Source organism: Streptomyces sp. NPDC018045 (assembly GCF_044327445.1).
Taxonomy (GTDB): Bacteria; Actinomycetota; Actinomycetes; order Streptomycetales; family Streptomycetaceae; genus Streptomyces.
Genome location: NZ_JBIRFL010000001.1, coordinates 1 through 15,301, shown reverse-complemented (window position 1 = coordinate 15,301; position 15,301 = coordinate 1). Strand labels below are relative to the sequence as shown.

Genomic DNA, 15,301 nt, shown 5'->3' with positions numbered 1-15,301 from the left:
GTGTGCACAGGAGCGGGGGCGAAAAGGCGGGGGCGCCTTCGGGTGGGTGAGCGGGGCGGCCCTGTGCGGGGCGTAGATCATCCGCGGTCCGGGCCGGGGGAGCGGGGCGGCCCGCCGGACGCTGACGAAGACGGTGAAACCGCAGGTCAGAGCAGGTGTCAGCGCACTCGTGCGGGGCATGGCGGGCGCGGCGATTAGGTTACCCTAAGTGATCGAGACCACCTGTCCGTGATCCGGTCGAGGGTTGTGCCGGCCTGAGGAATTACGCAACAATGGCGTTGTGAAATACGCGAGCGAGGATCAGGAAGGCACCGCGGCCCGCCCGGCCGGCGGGCCGGACCGCCCCACGCCCGCGCGCGCGGCACGGCCCGCCTCCGGCGCCGCGCCGAACCACGACGAACAACAGGGCACGCGCAACCGCGTCGCGCGTTCCATCCTCGACCACGGTCCGTCCACCGCGGCCGAGCTTGCCCTCAGGCTGGAGCTGACCCAGGCGGCCGTCCGCCGCCACCTCGACACCCTCGTCGCGGAGAACGTGGTCGAGCCCCGCGAGAAGCGCGTCTACGGCGCGCGCACCCGCGGCCGCCCGGCCAAGGCCTTCGCGCTCACCGACTGCGGCCGGGACGCCTTCGACCAGTCCTACGACCAGCTCGCGGCCGACGCCCTGCGCTGGATCGCGGAGAGCGCGGGCGGCGGCGAGCTGGGCGAGGCCGCCATCGCGGCGTTCGCCCGCGCCCGCTTCGCCGCGCTGGCCGAGGGCTACCGCGCCGCCGTCGAGGCCGCGTCCCCCGAAGGACGTACGCAGGCGCTTGCCGAGGCGTTGACCGCGGACGGGTACGCTGCTACGGCACGCAGCGCGCCCAGTCACCAGCAAGGTGAGCAGCTCTGCCAGCACCACTGCCCGGTCGCCCACGTCGCCGAGCAGTTCCCGCAGCTTTGCGAGGCGGAGACCGAGGTCTTCTCCCGCCTGCTGGGGACCCATGTGCAACGTCTTGCCACCATCGCCCACGGCGACGGTGTCTGCACGACCTTCGTCCCGAAGGGCCGCGAGGCCGCCGGCAAGACCGTCCACAGCACCACCAAGACCACCAAAGCTTCTGCAAGCACGGCCGGGAGGAACCCCGCATGACTCTCCCCACGGAGACTGCTCACCCTGAGCTTGAGGGCCTGGGCACGTACGAATACGGCTGGGCCGACTCCGACGTGGCCGGCGCTTCCGCCAAGCGCGGCCTGTCCGAGGAGGTCGTCCGCGACATCTCGGCGAAGAAGAACGAGCCCGAGTGGATGCTCAAGCTCCGCCTCAAGGGCCTGAAGCTCTTCGGCAAGAAGCCCATGCCGAACTGGGGCTCGGACCTGTCGGGCATCGACTTCGACAACATCAAGTACTTCGTCCGTTCCACGGAGAAGCAGGCCGCCTCCTGGGAGGACCTGCCCGAGGACATCAAGAACACCTACGACAAGCTGGGCATCCCCGAGGCGGAGAAGCAGCGGCTGGTCGCGGGCGTCGCCGCGCAGTACGAGTCCGAGGTGGTCTACCACCAGATCCGCGAGGACCTGGAGCAGCAGGGCGTCCTCTTCCTGGACACCGACACCGCGCTCAAGGAGCACCCGGAGCTGTTCAAGGAGTACTTCGGCACGGTGATCCCGGCGGGCGACAACAAGTTCGCCTCGCTGAACACCGCGGTGTGGTCCGGCGGCTCGTTCATCTACGTGCCCCCGGGCGTGCACGTCGACATCCCGCTGCAGGCCTACTTCCGGATCAACACCGAGAACATGGGCCAGTTCGAGCGGACGCTGATCATCGTCGACGAGGACGCCTACGTCCACTACGTCGAGGGCTGCACCGCCCCGATCTACAAGTCCGACTCGCTGCACTCCGCGGTCGTCGAGATCATCGTGAAGAAGGGCGGCCGCTGCCGCTACACGACGATCCAGAACTGGTCGAACAACGTCTACAACCTGGTCACCAAGCGCGCCGTCGCCTACGAGGGCGCGACCATGGAGTGGGTCGACGGCAACATCGGCTCCAAGGTGACGATGAAGTACCCGGCCGTCTACCTGATGGGCGAGCACGCCAAGGGCGAGACCCTGTCCATCGCCTTCGCGGGCGAGGGCCAGCACCAGGACGCGGGCGCCAAGATGGTCCACATGGCCCCGCGCACCTCGTCCAACATCGTCTCCAAGTCGGTGGCGCGGGCCGGCGGCCGTACGTCCTACCGCGGCCTGATCGAGATCGGCGAGGGCGCCGAGGGCTCCAAGTCCAACGTGCTGTGCGACGCCCTGCTCGTCGACACGATCTCCCGCTCGGACACCTACCCGTACGTGGACGTCCGCGAGGACGACGTCACGATGGGCCACGAGGCGACCGTCTCCAAGGTCAGCGACGACCAGCTCTTCTACCTGATGGCGCGCGGCCTGTCCGAGGACGAGGCGATGGCGATGATCGTGCGCGGCTTCGTCGAGCCGATCGCCCGCGAGCTGCCCATGGAGTACGCGCTGGAGCTGAACCGGCTGATCGAGCTGCAGATGGAAGGCGCGGTCGGCTGACGCCGCCGCACCGCAGCTACTGAATTCTCACGAGGAAGAGAGCACGACGACAGCCATGGCTGAGGCTCAGACAATTCCGGCAGGTTCGACGACCACCGGCTCGATCGCGGTGGCCGCCGAGTCCACCGTCGCCACCCGGATGAGCGCGCCGCCGTCCTACGACGTCGCGGACTTCCCGGTGCCGCACGGCCGCGAGGAGGAGTGGCGCTTCACCCCCCTCGCGCGCCTCAAGGGCCTGCACGACGGCACCGCCGTCGCCTCGGGCGCCGACCTGAAGGTGGACATCACGGCGCCCGAGGGCGTCACCCACGAGCTCGTCGAGCGCGACGACCCGCGGGTCGGCAAGGCCGGCAAGCCCGTCGACCGGATCGCCGCCCAGGCGTACAGCTCCTTCGAGAAGGCGTCCGTCATCACGGTGCCCAAGGAGACGGTGCTCACCGAGCCGATCCGCATCGCCGTGCACGGCGACGGCGGCACGGCCTTCGGCCACCAGGTCATCGAGCTGGGCGCGTTCGCCGAGGCCGTCGTCGTGATGGACCACACCGGCGACGCCACGCTCGCCGCCAACGTCGACTACCTCATCGGCGACGGCGCCAAGCTGACCGTCGTCTCGGTGCAGGACTGGGAAGACACCGCCGTCCACGTCGCCCAGCACAACGCGCTGGTCGGCCGGGACGCCGGCTTCAAGTCCGTGGTCGTCACCTTCGGCGGCGACCTGGTCCGGCTGCACCCGCGCGTCACCTACGCGGCGCCCGGCGGTGAGGCCGAGTTCTACGGCCTGTACTTCACCGACAACGGCCAGCACCAGGAGCACCGCCTCTTCGTCGACCACGAGGCGGCCAACTGCCGCTCCAACGTGGTCTACAAGGGCGCCCTCCAGGGCCAGGACGCGCACGCCGTCTGGATCGGCGACGTGCTCATCCGGGCCGCCGCCACCGGCACGGACACCTACGAGCTCAACCGCAACCTCGTGCTGACCGACGGCGCGCGGGTCGACTCGGTGCCCAACCTGGAGATCGAGACCGGCGAGATCGTCGGCGCGGGCCACGCGAGCGCCACCGGCCGCTTCGACGACGAGCAGCTCTTCTACCTGATGGCGCGCGGCATCCCGGCCGACGAGGCCCGCCGCCTGGTCGTCCGCGGGTTCTTCGCCGAACTCGTCCAGCAGATCGGTCTGCCGGACGTGGAGGAGCGCCTGCTCGCCAAGATCGAGGCCGAGCTGGAAGCGTCCGTGGCATGAGCCCGGCCTATGTGCGTGCCTGCGGGCTGTCCGAGCTGGAGGAGGACAGCCCCAAGCGGGTCGAACTCGACGGCGTACCGGTCTCGCTGGTCCGTACCGAGGGCGAGGTGTTCGCGATCAACGACATCTGCTCGCACGCGAACGTCTCCCTGTCCGAGGGCGAGGTGGACGACTGCGCGATCGAGTGCTGGCTGCACGGCTCCAGCTTCGACCTGCGCACCGGCAAGCCGTCCGGTCTTCCCGCCACGCAGCCCGTCCCCGTATACCCCGTAAAGATCGAAGGAGAGGGCGCGGACGCTTCCGTGCTCGTCTCCGTCACCCAGGAGTCCTGAGTCCCCATGGCAACGCTTGAGATCCACGACCTGCACGTCTCCGTCGAGGCCGAAGGCGGCCCGCGCGAGATCCTGAAGGGCGTCGACCTGACCGTGAAGCAGGGCGAGACGCACGCCATCATGGGCCCCAACGGCTCCGGCAAGTCCACCCTCGCCTACTCGCTGGCGGGTCACCCCAAGTACACGATCACCGGCGGCACCGTCACCCTCGACGGCGAGGACGTCCTGGAGATGTCCGTCGACGAGCGCGCCCGCGCCGGCGTCTTCCTCGCCATGCAGTACCCGGTCGAGGTCCCCGGCGTCTCGGTCTCCAACTTCCTGCGTACCTCCGCCACCGCCATCCGCGGCGAGGCCCCCAAGCTGCGTACGTGGATCAAGGAAGTCAAGGAGGCCATGCAGCGCCTCAACATGGACCCGGCCTTCGCCGAGCGCAACGTCAACGAGGGCTTCTCCGGCGGTGAGAAGAAGCGCCACGAGATCCTTCAGTTGGAGCTGCTCAAGCCGAAGATCGCGATCCTCGACGAGACCGACTCCGGCCTGGACGTCGACGCGCTGCGGATCGTCTCCGAGGGCGTCAACCGCGTCCGCGAGTCCGGTGACGTGGGCACCCTGCTGATCACCCACTACACCCGGATTCTCCGGTACATCAAGCCCGACCACGTGCATGTCTTCGCCAACGGCCGGATCGCCGAGTCCGGCGGCCCGGAGCTGGCGGACAAGCTGGAGGCCGAGGGCTACGAGGCGTACGTGAAGGGTGGCGCAACCGCGTGACAAAGCTGCCGGGCCTCCTCGACACAGAGGCGATCCGCAAGGACTTCCCCATCCTGGACCGCCGGATCCACGACGGGAAGAAGGTCGTGTATCTGGACAACGCGGCGACCTCCCAGAAGCCCCGCCAGGTGCTCGACGCGCTGAACGGGTACTACGAGCGCTACAACGCCAACGTCCACCGCGGCGTGCATGTGCTCGCCGAGGAGGCCACGGCGCTGTACGAGGGCGCACGCGACAAGGTCGCCGCCTTCATCAACGCGCCGAGCCGCGACGAGGTGATCTTCACCAAGAACGCCTCGGAGTCGCTCAACCTGGTGGCGAACATGCTCGGCTGGGCGGACGAGCCGTACCGGGTCGACCAGGACACCGAGATCGTCATCACGGAGATGGAGCACCACTCCAACATCGTGCCGTGGCAGTTGCTGTCGCAGCGCACCGGCGCGAAGCTGAAGTGGTTCGGGCTGACCGACGACGGCCGGCTCGACCTGGAGACGATCGACGAGGTCATCACCGACCGCACGAAGATCGTCTCGTTCACGCTCGTCTCCAACCTGATGGGCACCGTCAACCCGGTCGAGGCGATCATCCGCCGCGCCCAGGAGGTCGGCGCGCTGGTCTGCATCGACGCCTCGCAGGCCGCCCCGCACATGCCGCTGGACGTCCAGGCCCTCCAGGCCGACTTCGTGGCCTTCACCGGCCACAAGATGTGCGGCCCGACCGGCATCGGCGTCCTGTGGGGCCGCCAGGAACTCCTGGAGGACCTGCCTCCGTTCCTCGGCGGCGGCGAAATGATCGAGACCGTGTCCATGCACTCCTCGACCTACGCCCCCGCGCCGCACAAGTTCGAGGCCGGTACGCCCCCGATCGCGCAGGCCGTCGGCCTCGGCGCGGCCGTGGACTACCTCACCTCGATCGGCATGGAGAACATCGCCGCGCACGAGCACGCGATCACCGAGTACGCCGTCCAGCGGCTGCTGGAGGTCCCGGACCTGCGCATCATCGGCCCCGCCACGGCCGAGGACCGCGGCGCGACGATCTCCTTCACGCTCGGTGACATCCACCCGCACGACGTGGGCCAGGTGCTCGACGAGCAGGGCATCGCGGTCCGGGTCGGCCACCACTGCGCGCGGCCGGTCTGCCTGCGGTACGGAATTCCCGCGACCACGCGAGCGTCTTTCTATCTGTACTCCACCCCGGCCGAGGTCGACGCCCTCGTCGAGGGGCTGGAGCACGTCCGCAACTTCTTCGGATGAGGACGAGGACTGACTGAGCCGTGAAGCTGGATTCCATGTACCAGGACGTCATCCTGGACCACTACAAGCACCCGCACGGGCGCGGTCTTCGGGACGGCGACGCCGAGGTGCACCACGTCAATCCCACCTGCGGTGACGAGATCACGCTGCGCGTACGGCTCAACGGTGCGACCGTGGAAGACGTGTCGTACGAGGGCCAGGGCTGCTCCATCAGCCAGGCCAGCGCGTCCGTGCTCAACGACCTGCTGGTCGGCAAGGAGCTGGGTGAGGCGCAGAAGATCCAGGAGACCTTCCTGGAGCTGATGCAGTCCCGCGGCCAGCTCGACCCGGACGACGCGATGGAGGAGGTGCTGGAGGACGCCGTGGCGTTCGCCGGCGTCTCCAAGTACCCGGCCCGCGTCAAGTGCGCCCTGCTGAGCTGGATGGCTTGGAAGGATGCCACCGCCAAGGCTCTCTCCGAGGAGGCGAAAACCGCATGACCGACAACGCAGTGACCACCAAGCCGGCTTCGGAGGAAGAGGTCCGCGAGGCCCTGTACGACGTCGTCGACCCCGAGCTGGGCATCGACGTCGTCAACCTGGGCCTGATCTACGGCGTCCACGTCGACGACGCCAACATCGCCACCATCGACATGACGCTCACCTCGGCGGCCTGCCCGCTGACCGACGTCATCGAGGACCAGGCGAAGTCCGCCACGGACGGCATCGTCAGCGAGCTGAAGATCAACTGGGTCTGGATGCCGCCGTGGGGCCCGGACAAGATCACCGATGAGGGGCGCGAGCAGCTTCGGGCGCTCGGGTTCAACGTCTGATCCCGTAGGGATCGTCTGCCTGAACGGCTGTGCCCGCCGGGACCCCGGCGGGCACAGCCGTTTTCCGTGCCCGGCGCGTGCTACTTCCGCGCCGCCCGGAAGACCTCGGTCATCTGCGTCGCGGTGACGAGGTTGATGCGGCCGGTGTCGATGAGGTGGGTGGGCGCGCCGAGCCCGGCGACCGGGTGCGGATCCAGCCGCAGGCTGGGGAATTGAACGCCGACCGCCCGTGCGGCCTCCCCGAGGTCGCACATGATCCCGCGGGCGGTCTCGGCAGGGGACAGGTTCTCGAATCGGCTGGTCACGCGCGGTCCTCCGTAGGGGGTGGGGTGGTCGTTTCCGCTTGCAGAGTGGAGTCGCGCGAGTACGCTCGCCAGTAGGTGGAGGGTGACAAAGGGCAGGTCACGCGAAGGAGTTGCCCGTATGGCCGGTCAGCGCGTTTCGAAGTCCCGTACGGCATACGGGCAGGAGCTGAGAGAGCGACGCGAGGCGGCCGGGCTCACCCAGGAACAGCTCAGCGAACTCGCTGTGATGTCGCGCACTCATATTGCCCATATCGAAGCGGGCAGGCGGAAACCGGCTTACGAACATGAACGACCACGGTGACGGCTTCTCGGGGGCACTGAAGGTAACGGGATGGCGCAAGTCCAGCTACAGCGGAGGCGCGGGGGGCAACTGCCTTGAAGTGTGGGGTGGTGGCGCCGGAATGGTCTCGGTGCGTGACTCCAAGGCCCTGCACGGCCCCGCCCTCCTCTTCTCCGCCACCGCGTTCACCGCGTTCGTCGACGCCGTCCTGCACGGGGAGTTCGGCGCCTGACGGCGTTGCCTCCTGCCTCCTGACACGGCCATGCCCGCCCGGCACACTGGCGGGCATGGCCGTTTCGCTGTATCAACTCGCCGTTGACGCGCACGATGCCAAGGGGCTCGCCACCTTCTGGGCCCGGGTGCTGGACTGGCGCCTCGTGTACGAGGACCCGGAGGAGGTGATCATCGGGGCCGACGAGAACGCGCTGCCGGGCATCGTGTTCCTGACCGTCCCCGAGGCGAAGGCCGGAAAGAACCGGCTGCACATCGACCTCGCCCCCGACGACCAGGCGGCCGAGGTCGAGCGGATCATCGGGCTCGGCGCGCGACGGGTGGATGTGGGGCAGGGGGACGACGTGTCGTGGGCGGTGCTGGCGGATCCGGAGGGAAACGAGTTCTGCGTGTTGAGGCCGAAGAAGTCGTTGCTGGACTGACGGCGGGGCACCGGATCGCCGCGCTCCGGTTTACGTACGGTCGTACGCATCGTTGTGTACGCTCGTACGTATGGTGTACGTGACGCTCGCCGGGGCGATCATCTCCGAGATTCTCGCGACGACCGCGATGAAGTACAGCGAGGGCTTCAGCAGGCTGTGGCCCTCGCTGGGCACGGTGCTGGGGTATGTCGTCGCGTTCGTGCTGCTGGCCAAGACGCTGAAGACGATGGACGTCGGGACGGCGTACGCGATCTGGTCCGGGGCCGGGACGGCCGTCGTGGCGGCGATCGGGATGGTGTTCCTGGGGGAGGCGGTGACCGCCGCGCGGATCATCGGGGTGGTGCTGGTGATCGTGGGGGTCGTCGTGCTGAATCTGGGCGGGGCGCACTGATGCCGCGCCGCTACGACCCCGACCGGCGGCAGCGGATCATCGACGCGGCGATCCGGGTGGTCGCCGGGCGGGGCATCGCCGGGCTCAGTCACCGCGCGGTGGCGGCCGAGGCGGACGTACCGCTCGGGTCGACCACATACCACTTCCGCTCGCTGGACGACCTGCTGATGGCCGCGTTGCGGCAGGTCAACGGGGAGTGGCTGGCCGGGATCGAGGAGTGGGTCCGGGACGTGGACCCGGACGTTCCGCTCGCGGACGAGGTGACGCGGCTGGTCGAGCGGTCGCTGGCCGGGGACCGGACGCGGGTGGAGCTGGAGTACGAGCTGTATCTCGCGGCGCTGCGGCACGAGGCGGTGCGGCCGCTCGCGGCCGAGTGCCTCGACACGATGGCCGGGCTGCTGCGGCGCCGGACCGGAGACGCGGGGACCGCGCGGGCGCTGGTCGGTCTGATCGACGGGCTGATGTTGCAACATCTGCTGACGGGGCGCGAGTTCGACCGGGCAGAGGTACGGGACGCGGTGGCGCGGGTGATCGGCTGAGGCGCGGTGAGCCGGCCCCGGGCAGCGGGTGGGGCGGGTGGGGGCCGTGGCGCGTGCCCGGCCCGCGTCGCGCCCCGGGACTCGGCCCGCCCCCGGCGTGCGTGCGGCCCGAGTCCCGTCCGTCCCCCGGGTCGGTTCGCCTCCGTGGCCTCCCTCCGGTTAGGTTTTCGACATGACCGATGCTGCTACCTCCGCCACCTCCTCGCGTACCACCGGCGCCGTCGCCGCCGGGCTCGCGACCGTCACCACCGACGGCACCGTCCTCGACACCTGGTTCCCCGCACCGGAACTGGTGACCGACCCCGGTCCCGCCGGGACCGAGCGGCTGACGGACGAGCGCGCCGCCGAGCTGATCGGTGAGGCCGCGCCGAAGGCGGTCGGTCCCGACCCGCGCCGTGGTGTCGAGGTCGTGGCCGTCCGTACGGTCATCTCGTCGCTGGACGACAAGCCGCTGGACGCGCACGACGTGTACCTGCGCCTGCACCTGCTCAGCCACCGGCTGGTCAAGCCGCACGGCCAGAGCCTGGAGGGCATGTTCGGCCTGCTGGCCAACGTCGCCTGGACCTCGCTGGGCCCGGTGCCCGTCGACCAGGTGGAGACCGCGCGCCTGAACGCCCGCGCCGAGGGCCTGCACCTGGCGGTCACCAGCGTCGACAAGTTCCCGCGCATGACGGACTACGTCACCCCGGCGGGCGTACGGATCGCCGACGCGGACCGGGTGCGCCTCGGCGCGCACCTCGCCGCCGGCACCACCGTCATGCACGAGGGCTTCGTCAACTTCAACGCGGGCACGCTCGGCACCTCGATGGTCGAGGGCCGCATCTCCGCGGGCGTCGTCATCGGCGACGGCTCGGACATCGGCGGCGGCGCCTCCACCATGGGCACCCTGTCCGGCGGCGGCAAGCAGATCATCTCGATCGGCGAGCGCTGCCTGCTCGGCGCGGAGTCCGGCATCGGCATCGCGCTGGGTGACGAGTGCGTGGTCGAGGCCGGCCTGTACGTGACCGCGGGCACCCGGGTCACCATGCCCGACGGCCAGATCGTCAAGGCCGCCGAGCTGTCCGGCGCCGACAACATCCTCTTCCGCCGCAACTCCACCACCGGCGCCGTCGAGGCCCGCCCCAACAAGGCCAACTGGGGCGGCCTGAACGACGTACTGCACAGCCACAACTGAGCCCTTGGTGCCGCATATCCGGCACCGACACTCACCGCGGCCCGGCGGGGACCTTCCCGCCGGGCCGCGGTCGTGTACCGGCGGGTACCGGCCGGTACACGACCGGCCATAGCGCCGACTGGGCCGGTTCACCGGCGGGGCCAAGTTCTGTGACCGTATCCGTATCCGTACCGTACGGAGACGGATGCCGGCCGGGCGACGGCTAGGCTGACGCGCATGCGCGATCTTGTGGCGGGAACGGGGTACCTGGGGAAGGGGCAGCGCTGGGTTGCCCGGCACGGCCGGTGGTGGGGGTTCGGGCTGATCCCCGCGCTCATCGCCCTCGTGCTGTACGCGGGGGCGCTGGTCGCGCTCGCCTTCTACGCGGGCGACCTCGCGGCCTGGGCGACGCCCTTCGCCGACGGCTGGGGATCGCCCTGGCAGGGCCTGCTGCGCGGGCTGTTCGTCGCGCTGCTCTTCGCGGGCGGGCTGCTGCTGTCCGTGCTGACCTTCACCGCTGTCACGCTGCTGATCGGCGACCCGTTCTACGAGTCGCTGTCGGAGCAGGTCGAGAAGGGCGAGGGCGGCTGCCCGCCGGGCCCGGGCCTGCCGCTGTGGCGGGAGCTGTGGATCTCGCTCAGGGACAGTGTGCACGTCCTGGTGCGCGCCGCCGGCTTCGGTCTGCTCTTCTTCGCCCTGGGCTTCCTCCCGGTGGTCGGGCAGACCGTGGTGCCCGCGATCGGTTTCTGTGTCTCGGGGTTCTTCCTCACGGTGGAGCTGACCTCGGTGGCGATGCAGCGGCGCGGCATCCCCGTGCGGGAGCGGCTGCGGATGCTGCGCGGCCGCAAGGGGCTGGCCGTCGGTTTCGGTACGCCCCTGGTGCTGCTGTTCCTCGTGCCGTTCGTGGCCGTGTTCCTGATGCCGGGCGCGGTGGCCGGCGCGACGCTGCTCGTCCGCGACCTGACCGGCGAGGACGACGAAACGGGCGAGGAAGCAGAGGCGAACGGGACGGACGGGGTTACTGCCGCACCGTCTTCAGGGCCGCCGCGAGCTCGCTGGTGACGAAGGCCTGGCGGCGGCAGTACGGCCGAAGGGCGGCGGGGACACGGAGCTGCTCGCTGTGCTCACCGTGCTCGCTGGGAGCATGAGCGGAGTCTGTCCCCGCCGCAGCCTTCAGGTCTACTTAGGCGTTCTGGTGTAAGCCTTAAGCGGTGCTACGTATTCGAGCGGCGTGCGCCCCGTGTTCGTGGTGCGCTACGGCTCCAGTCGCAGTACCTGCGGGTCGTGGTCGCTCGACTGGTCGGCGTACTCGGCGTTGATGTGGACGATGTCGTAGTCCACGCGGCGCAGGTGGCGGCTGGTGAGCATGTGGTCCAGCACCTGCGAGTTGCCCTGGTGGACGTAGCCGTACCGCTCGCCGCGCGGCAGCCGGTCGACGAGGTCGGTGAGGACGCCGTCGGCGGTCAGCGCCTTGAGCGCGGGCGAGAACTGGTAGTCGTTGAGGTCGCCGGCCACCACCACATCGGCCTTCGGGTCCACGGCGAGGACGTCCTCGACGAAGGCGTGCACAACCTTCGCCTGCTGTACCCGCTGGATCTCCGACGTACGGGCCGGCGGCTGGAAGCGGCTGTCGAGGCCCTGGTCGCCGCCCTTGGAGTTGAAGTGGTTGGCGACGACGAAGACCGGGCGGCCCCGGAAGCAGAACTGGCCGGCGAGCGGCTTGCGGCTGTTGGCCCAGGCCGCGTTGCCGGGGTCGATACGGCCCGGCGAGGCGGTCAGGCGGGGCTTTCCGGGGGCGCCGGTCACCTTGACCGGGGTGGTGGCGTCGCCGCCGGCGATGTCCGTGAACGTGACGCGGGCCGGGTTGTAGAGGAAGGCGGTCCGGATGTTGCCGCCGGGCTGGCCGCCGTCCTGGTTGTTCACCGGGTCGATCTGCCGCCAGGCGTAGGAGGGGCCGCCGGCTGCCGTGACGGCGTCCGTGAGCCGCTTGAGCGTCGCGTCCGCCGAGACGGTCTTGTCGTCCGTGGGGCCGTTGTCGTCCTGCACCTCCTCCAGCGCCACGATGTCCGGCGACGCGAGGTTCTTCACCAGCGCCTCGGCCAGCCGCGCGAACTTGGCGGGCGGCGTCTTCGGGGAGAGGTTCTCGACGTTGTACGTGGCCACCGCCAGCTCGTCGGCGCGCTGCCCGCGGGTGGTCTCCCGGGCCGGCCCGCGGTCGGTGAGCGTGCCCAGTTCGGTGGCGGCGATCCCGTACCCGCCGAAGTTGTCGTAGTCCAGCGGGCCCGCGGTGGTGCCGGTCAGCCGGTCGCCGGTGTCGGCGACGGGGAAGGGCCGCTGGGAGAACGGGATGAGCGACGTGATCTTGATGCGGCCGGGGTTGGGGTCCCGGTACGAGCCGTAGAGCGCGCCGCCGCGCACGGTGCGGTTGTGGTGGGGCTCGGCGGTCGCCCACAGCTCGTTGTGGGCGGTGGTGGGCCCGACGACGGACGCGTCGGCGAGCGAGACCCGCATGCCCTCCAGCGACTCGTAGCGGTCCAGGGCGTACGAGCGGGGGCGCAGCGGCAGGCTCTCGATGCTCTTGCCGCCCGCGGACGGGGCGTAACGGTCCGGCACGGCCGAGGCCGTGAGCCGGAAGGCGGCCGGGAGCGGGGTGCCGGAGGACGCCACGGTCCAGACGGCGTCGGTGATCTCGGTGACGGACTGGAGGCCGGCCCGCTCGCCGCCCGGGTAGTACTCGCCGACCGTGCCGGAGACCCGTACGGAATCGCCGACGGCGGCCTTCGGCGTCTGCTTGCCGGTGAGCACGAAAACCGCCTCGCTGGTGGCCGGGTCGTGGTCGGGCCGCGGGTCCTGCATCCAGAAGCCGCGGGCCGAGCCGAAGGCCCGTACCGCCGTGACCGTGCCGGGCACCTCGGCGACCTGCTTGCCGGCGAACGGCGAGACGCGGGTCGTGCCCTGGATGTCGTGGATACGGGTGGTCGCGGCCGAGGCGGTCTGCGGCACGGCGAGCAGCCCGCCGGTCAGCGCGGCGGCGACCACCGCGGTCAGCGTGGCGGGCCTGCGCAGGGCGCGGCGGCGGGGCGTACGGGTCGGGGCGTGCGGCGGTATCTGCGCGGACACGGAGGGCCTCCGGAAGGCGAGCGAGGGGAGGGGGGGAGGGGGAGCGGGACGTGAGAAGGAGCGGAGCGGGGAGGAAGAAGACGGAAAGGAGCGGAGCGGAAACGGTCCGGCAGCCTCTACGCGCGTCAATCTCTTGTGTGGCCACGGCAGTTGTCAAGGTCCGCCGGGTGTACGGGAACGGAAAGCAAGGTGAACCGCCCGAGATGCACGGAATTCCGTCTACGCTGGGGCTGCGCACGAGCCGTAGTCCGCACGAGGAGCTGAACCCGAGATGTCCGCAGACCGCCCGACCCTGCCGCCGGTGCGGCTGCACTCCGACGCGGAGCTGGCGCGGGAGGCGCTGAGCGCGCCGCTCTTCGCCCGGGCCGCACGGCTCGCCCGCTGGGCCGAGCCCGGCGTCCCCGTCGGAGTCGGCGGCGAACTCCTCCACGAGCAGTTGGCCGGCGCCGTCGACCACCTCGGCCTGGCCGGGGACGAGGACGGCCCCGGATACGCCGCCGAGGCCTGGCAGCTCGCGGTCGACACCGGCCTGGTGGAGATCGAGGAGAGCGCCGAAGAGGACGACGACCGGCCCGACGACGCCACGGCCGGCACCGCCGCCCCCGGCGAGGAGCTGCCGCTGCTGACCTCCGGCAGCCCGCAGGACATCCTCGACATCTGGCTCGGCGGCATGGAGACCGTGCTCGCCGACGCCGTGGCGCCCGATCTCTCCGACATCGCCGACCAGCTCGCCGAGGGCGGCGAACTGGACCTGGACGCGATCGACTGGAACCCGGAGGAGGAAGCCGAGCTGCTGGACGGCATCCTCGGCAACCTCTACCTGCTCACCGCCCTGAACGAGGACCCCGAGCAGGCCGTGCCGCTGCCCGCCCTCGCCGCCTCCATGATCGTCCCGGACGACATGGACGAGCCGACCGACGACATCCTCGAAGAGGTCTCCGAGGCGATGATGCGCCTCGACGACCAGTTCCGGGTGCTGGAGCCGATCGGCCTGGTCGCCTACCAGCCGGTGGACGAGGCGCTCATCGAGGAGCTGGACGAGGACGGCACGACCACCCGGGCGCCCGAGCCCCTGGACGACGAGGACGTCTCCCGCTACGGGATGGTCCGCCTCACCCCGCTGGGCATCTACGCCGTACGCGCCCGGATGCTGGACGCGGGCGTCGATGCCCCGGCCGTCGGCGACCTCACCGACAAGGGCGCCGACGTCCTCCTGGACGCGCTGCCCGGCTATCCGGAGCCCCTGGCGCAGGCCGAGTCCGAGCAGTGGCTCGCCGCCCGTACGCCCGTCGACGCCGCCCGCGACCTGCTCTCCGCCGCCCGCGGCGACGACGAGGACGGGCCGCTGCGCCGGCTGGCCTGCCAGCAGACGCTGTCGCTGGCCGGGCCGGAGGCCGAGCCCGCGCTGCGCGAGGTGCTCGACGACCGGGAGCTGGGTGGCCTGGCCCGGGTCTGGCTCGCCGAGCGCGGCGCCGCCGAGATCCCCGAGCCGTCCCAGGACATGATTTTCTGGCTGACCGTGGACACCATCGCGGCCCAGCTCGGCGCGGCCGAGGCCGCCGACGAGAGCGCCGACGAGCTGCGCGCCCTCGTCGAGGGAGTGGTGGGCCAGCACAACGGATTCTTCGATGCCGCCTGGCGGGTGGACCACCCGGCGACCGCCGACGTCCTGGAGGCCATGGGCCGCCTCCACCCGGACAAGAAGGCCGCCAAGGAGGCCCGCAAGGCCGCCTTCAAGGCGCGCTCCCGCCAGGGGAGTTGAGGCTTTCGCGGCGGCTCCCTCGGGCTGTCGTGACCGGCGGGGGGGGGGGGGGGAAAAGCACCGGCCCCCCCCCCCCCCCCCCCCCCCCCCCCCCCCCCCCCCCCCCCCCCCCCCCCCCGCGGGCCCCCGGGGGGAAAGCAAACA

Annotated in this window: 17 protein-coding genes and 1 pseudogene; 16 read left to right on the top strand and 2 right to left on the bottom strand. The window is 70.7% G+C overall.

The window, feature by feature from the left end:
• Positions 1-280: 280 nt before the first annotated feature.
• Genes ACH4EB_RS00090 through ACH4EB_RS00055 form a run of 8 tightly spaced genes read left to right on the top strand, consistent with a single transcriptional unit; the run spans position 281 to position 6,954 of the window.
• The gene (locus ACH4EB_RS00090) at positions 281-1,129 is read left to right on the top strand and encodes a helix-turn-helix transcriptional regulator (protein ID WP_398344951.1); all 849 of its coding nucleotides are present in this window, start codon (positions 281-283) and stop codon (positions 1,127-1,129) included.
• Positions 1,126-2,547 (top strand): Fe-S cluster assembly protein SufB, encoded by a 1,422-nt coding sequence (gene sufB, locus ACH4EB_RS00085; RefSeq protein WP_398344950.1) that lies wholly within the window; start codon positions 1,126-1,128, stop codon positions 2,545-2,547. The genes ACH4EB_RS00090 and sufB overlap by 4 nt, the downstream gene beginning before the upstream one ends.
• Before the next feature lie 55 nt (positions 2,548-2,602).
• Positions 2,603-3,787, top strand: a complete 1,185-nt coding sequence (gene sufD / locus ACH4EB_RS00080; RefSeq protein ID WP_398344949.1) for a Fe-S cluster assembly protein SufD — start codon at positions 2,603-2,605, stop codon at positions 3,785-3,787.
• Positions 3,784-4,119 carry a non-heme iron oxygenase ferredoxin subunit gene (locus tag ACH4EB_RS00075; RefSeq protein WP_398344948.1) on the top strand — a complete coding sequence of 112 codons (336 nt, stop codon included), beginning with the start codon at positions 3,784-3,786 and terminating at the stop codon, positions 4,117-4,119. Before sufD ends, ACH4EB_RS00075 begins: the two co-directional genes overlap by 4 nt.
• A gap of 6 nt (positions 4,120-4,125) precedes the next feature.
• Positions 4,126-4,890: a Fe-S cluster assembly ATPase SufC gene (sufC, locus tag ACH4EB_RS00070; protein ID WP_398344947.1), complete on the top strand. Its 765-nt coding sequence runs from the start codon at positions 4,126-4,128 to the stop codon at positions 4,888-4,890.
• Positions 4,887-6,143: a cysteine desulfurase gene (locus tag ACH4EB_RS00065; RefSeq protein WP_398344946.1), complete on the top strand. Its 1,257-nt coding sequence runs from the start codon at positions 4,887-4,889 to the stop codon at positions 6,141-6,143. Before sufC ends, ACH4EB_RS00065 begins: the two co-directional genes overlap by 4 nt.
• A gap of 20 nt (positions 6,144-6,163) precedes the next feature.
• On the top strand, positions 6,164-6,622 hold the full coding sequence (sufU, locus tag ACH4EB_RS00060; RefSeq protein ID WP_398344945.1) for a Fe-S cluster assembly sulfur transfer protein SufU: 459 nt from the start codon (positions 6,164-6,166) through the stop codon (positions 6,620-6,622).
• Positions 6,619-6,954 carry a metal-sulfur cluster assembly factor gene (locus tag ACH4EB_RS00055; RefSeq protein WP_398344944.1) on the top strand — a complete coding sequence of 112 codons (336 nt, stop codon included), beginning with the start codon at positions 6,619-6,621 and terminating at the stop codon, positions 6,952-6,954. The genes sufU and ACH4EB_RS00055 overlap by 4 nt, the downstream gene beginning before the upstream one ends.
• Before the next feature lie 80 nt (positions 6,955-7,034).
• Here ACH4EB_RS00055 and ACH4EB_RS00050 read toward each other — a convergent pair whose 3' ends face one another.
• A complete protein-coding gene (locus ACH4EB_RS00050; protein WP_398344943.1) occupies positions 7,035-7,259 on the bottom strand; it encodes a hypothetical protein in 225 nt (74 codons plus the stop codon).
• Between the two features lie 118 nt (positions 7,260-7,377).
• Here ACH4EB_RS00050 and ACH4EB_RS00045 point away from each other — a divergent pair.
• The 7 genes and pseudogenes from ACH4EB_RS00045 to ACH4EB_RS00015 form a co-directional block, all read left to right on the top strand.
• Positions 7,378-7,551 (top strand): annotated as a pseudogene (locus ACH4EB_RS00045) (helix-turn-helix transcriptional regulator); the annotation flags it as partial.
• A complete protein-coding gene (locus ACH4EB_RS00040) occupies positions 7,544-7,771 on the top strand; it encodes a DUF397 domain-containing protein (protein ID WP_398344942.1) in 228 nt (75 codons plus the stop codon). The pseudogene ACH4EB_RS00045 and the gene ACH4EB_RS00040, both read left to right, overlap by 8 nt.
• Before the next feature lie 55 nt (positions 7,772-7,826).
• A complete protein-coding gene (locus ACH4EB_RS00035) occupies positions 7,827-8,192 on the top strand; it encodes a VOC family protein (RefSeq protein WP_398344941.1) in 366 nt (121 codons plus the stop codon).
• 70 nt (positions 8,193-8,262) lie between these two features.
• Positions 8,263-8,583 (top strand): DMT family transporter, encoded by a 321-nt coding sequence (locus tag ACH4EB_RS00030; protein WP_398344940.1) that lies wholly within the window; start codon positions 8,263-8,265, stop codon positions 8,581-8,583.
• Positions 8,583-9,122, top strand: a complete 540-nt coding sequence (locus tag ACH4EB_RS00025; protein ID WP_398344938.1) for a TetR/AcrR family transcriptional regulator — start codon at positions 8,583-8,585, stop codon at positions 9,120-9,122. The genes ACH4EB_RS00030 and ACH4EB_RS00025 overlap by 1 nt, the downstream gene beginning before the upstream one ends.
• A 172-nt stretch (positions 9,123-9,294) precedes the next feature.
• Positions 9,295-10,296 (top strand): 2,3,4,5-tetrahydropyridine-2,6-dicarboxylate N-succinyltransferase, encoded by a 1,002-nt coding sequence (dapD, locus tag ACH4EB_RS00020; RefSeq protein ID WP_398344937.1) that lies wholly within the window; start codon positions 9,295-9,297, stop codon positions 10,294-10,296.
• 216 nt (positions 10,297-10,512) lie between these two features.
• Positions 10,513-11,337 carry an EI24 domain-containing protein gene (locus ACH4EB_RS00015; protein WP_398344936.1) on the top strand — a complete coding sequence of 275 codons (825 nt, stop codon included), beginning with the start codon at positions 10,513-10,515 and terminating at the stop codon, positions 11,335-11,337.
• A gap of 192 nt (positions 11,338-11,529) precedes the next feature.
• Here the strand turns inward: ACH4EB_RS00015 and ACH4EB_RS00010 are convergent, their stop codons facing one another.
• Positions 11,530-13,395, bottom strand: a complete 1,866-nt coding sequence (locus ACH4EB_RS00010; RefSeq protein ID WP_398344935.1) for an endonuclease/exonuclease/phosphatase family protein — start codon at positions 13,393-13,395, stop codon at positions 11,530-11,532.
• Positions 13,396-13,666: 271 nt separating this feature from the next.
• Here ACH4EB_RS00010 and ACH4EB_RS00005 point away from each other — a divergent pair, with 271 nt between their 5' ends.
• The gene (locus tag ACH4EB_RS00005; RefSeq protein WP_398344933.1) at positions 13,667-15,157 is read left to right on the top strand and encodes a hypothetical protein; all 1,491 of its coding nucleotides are present in this window, start codon (positions 13,667-13,669) and stop codon (positions 15,155-15,157) included.
• The last annotated feature ends 144 nt before the right edge of the window (positions 15,158-15,301 follow it).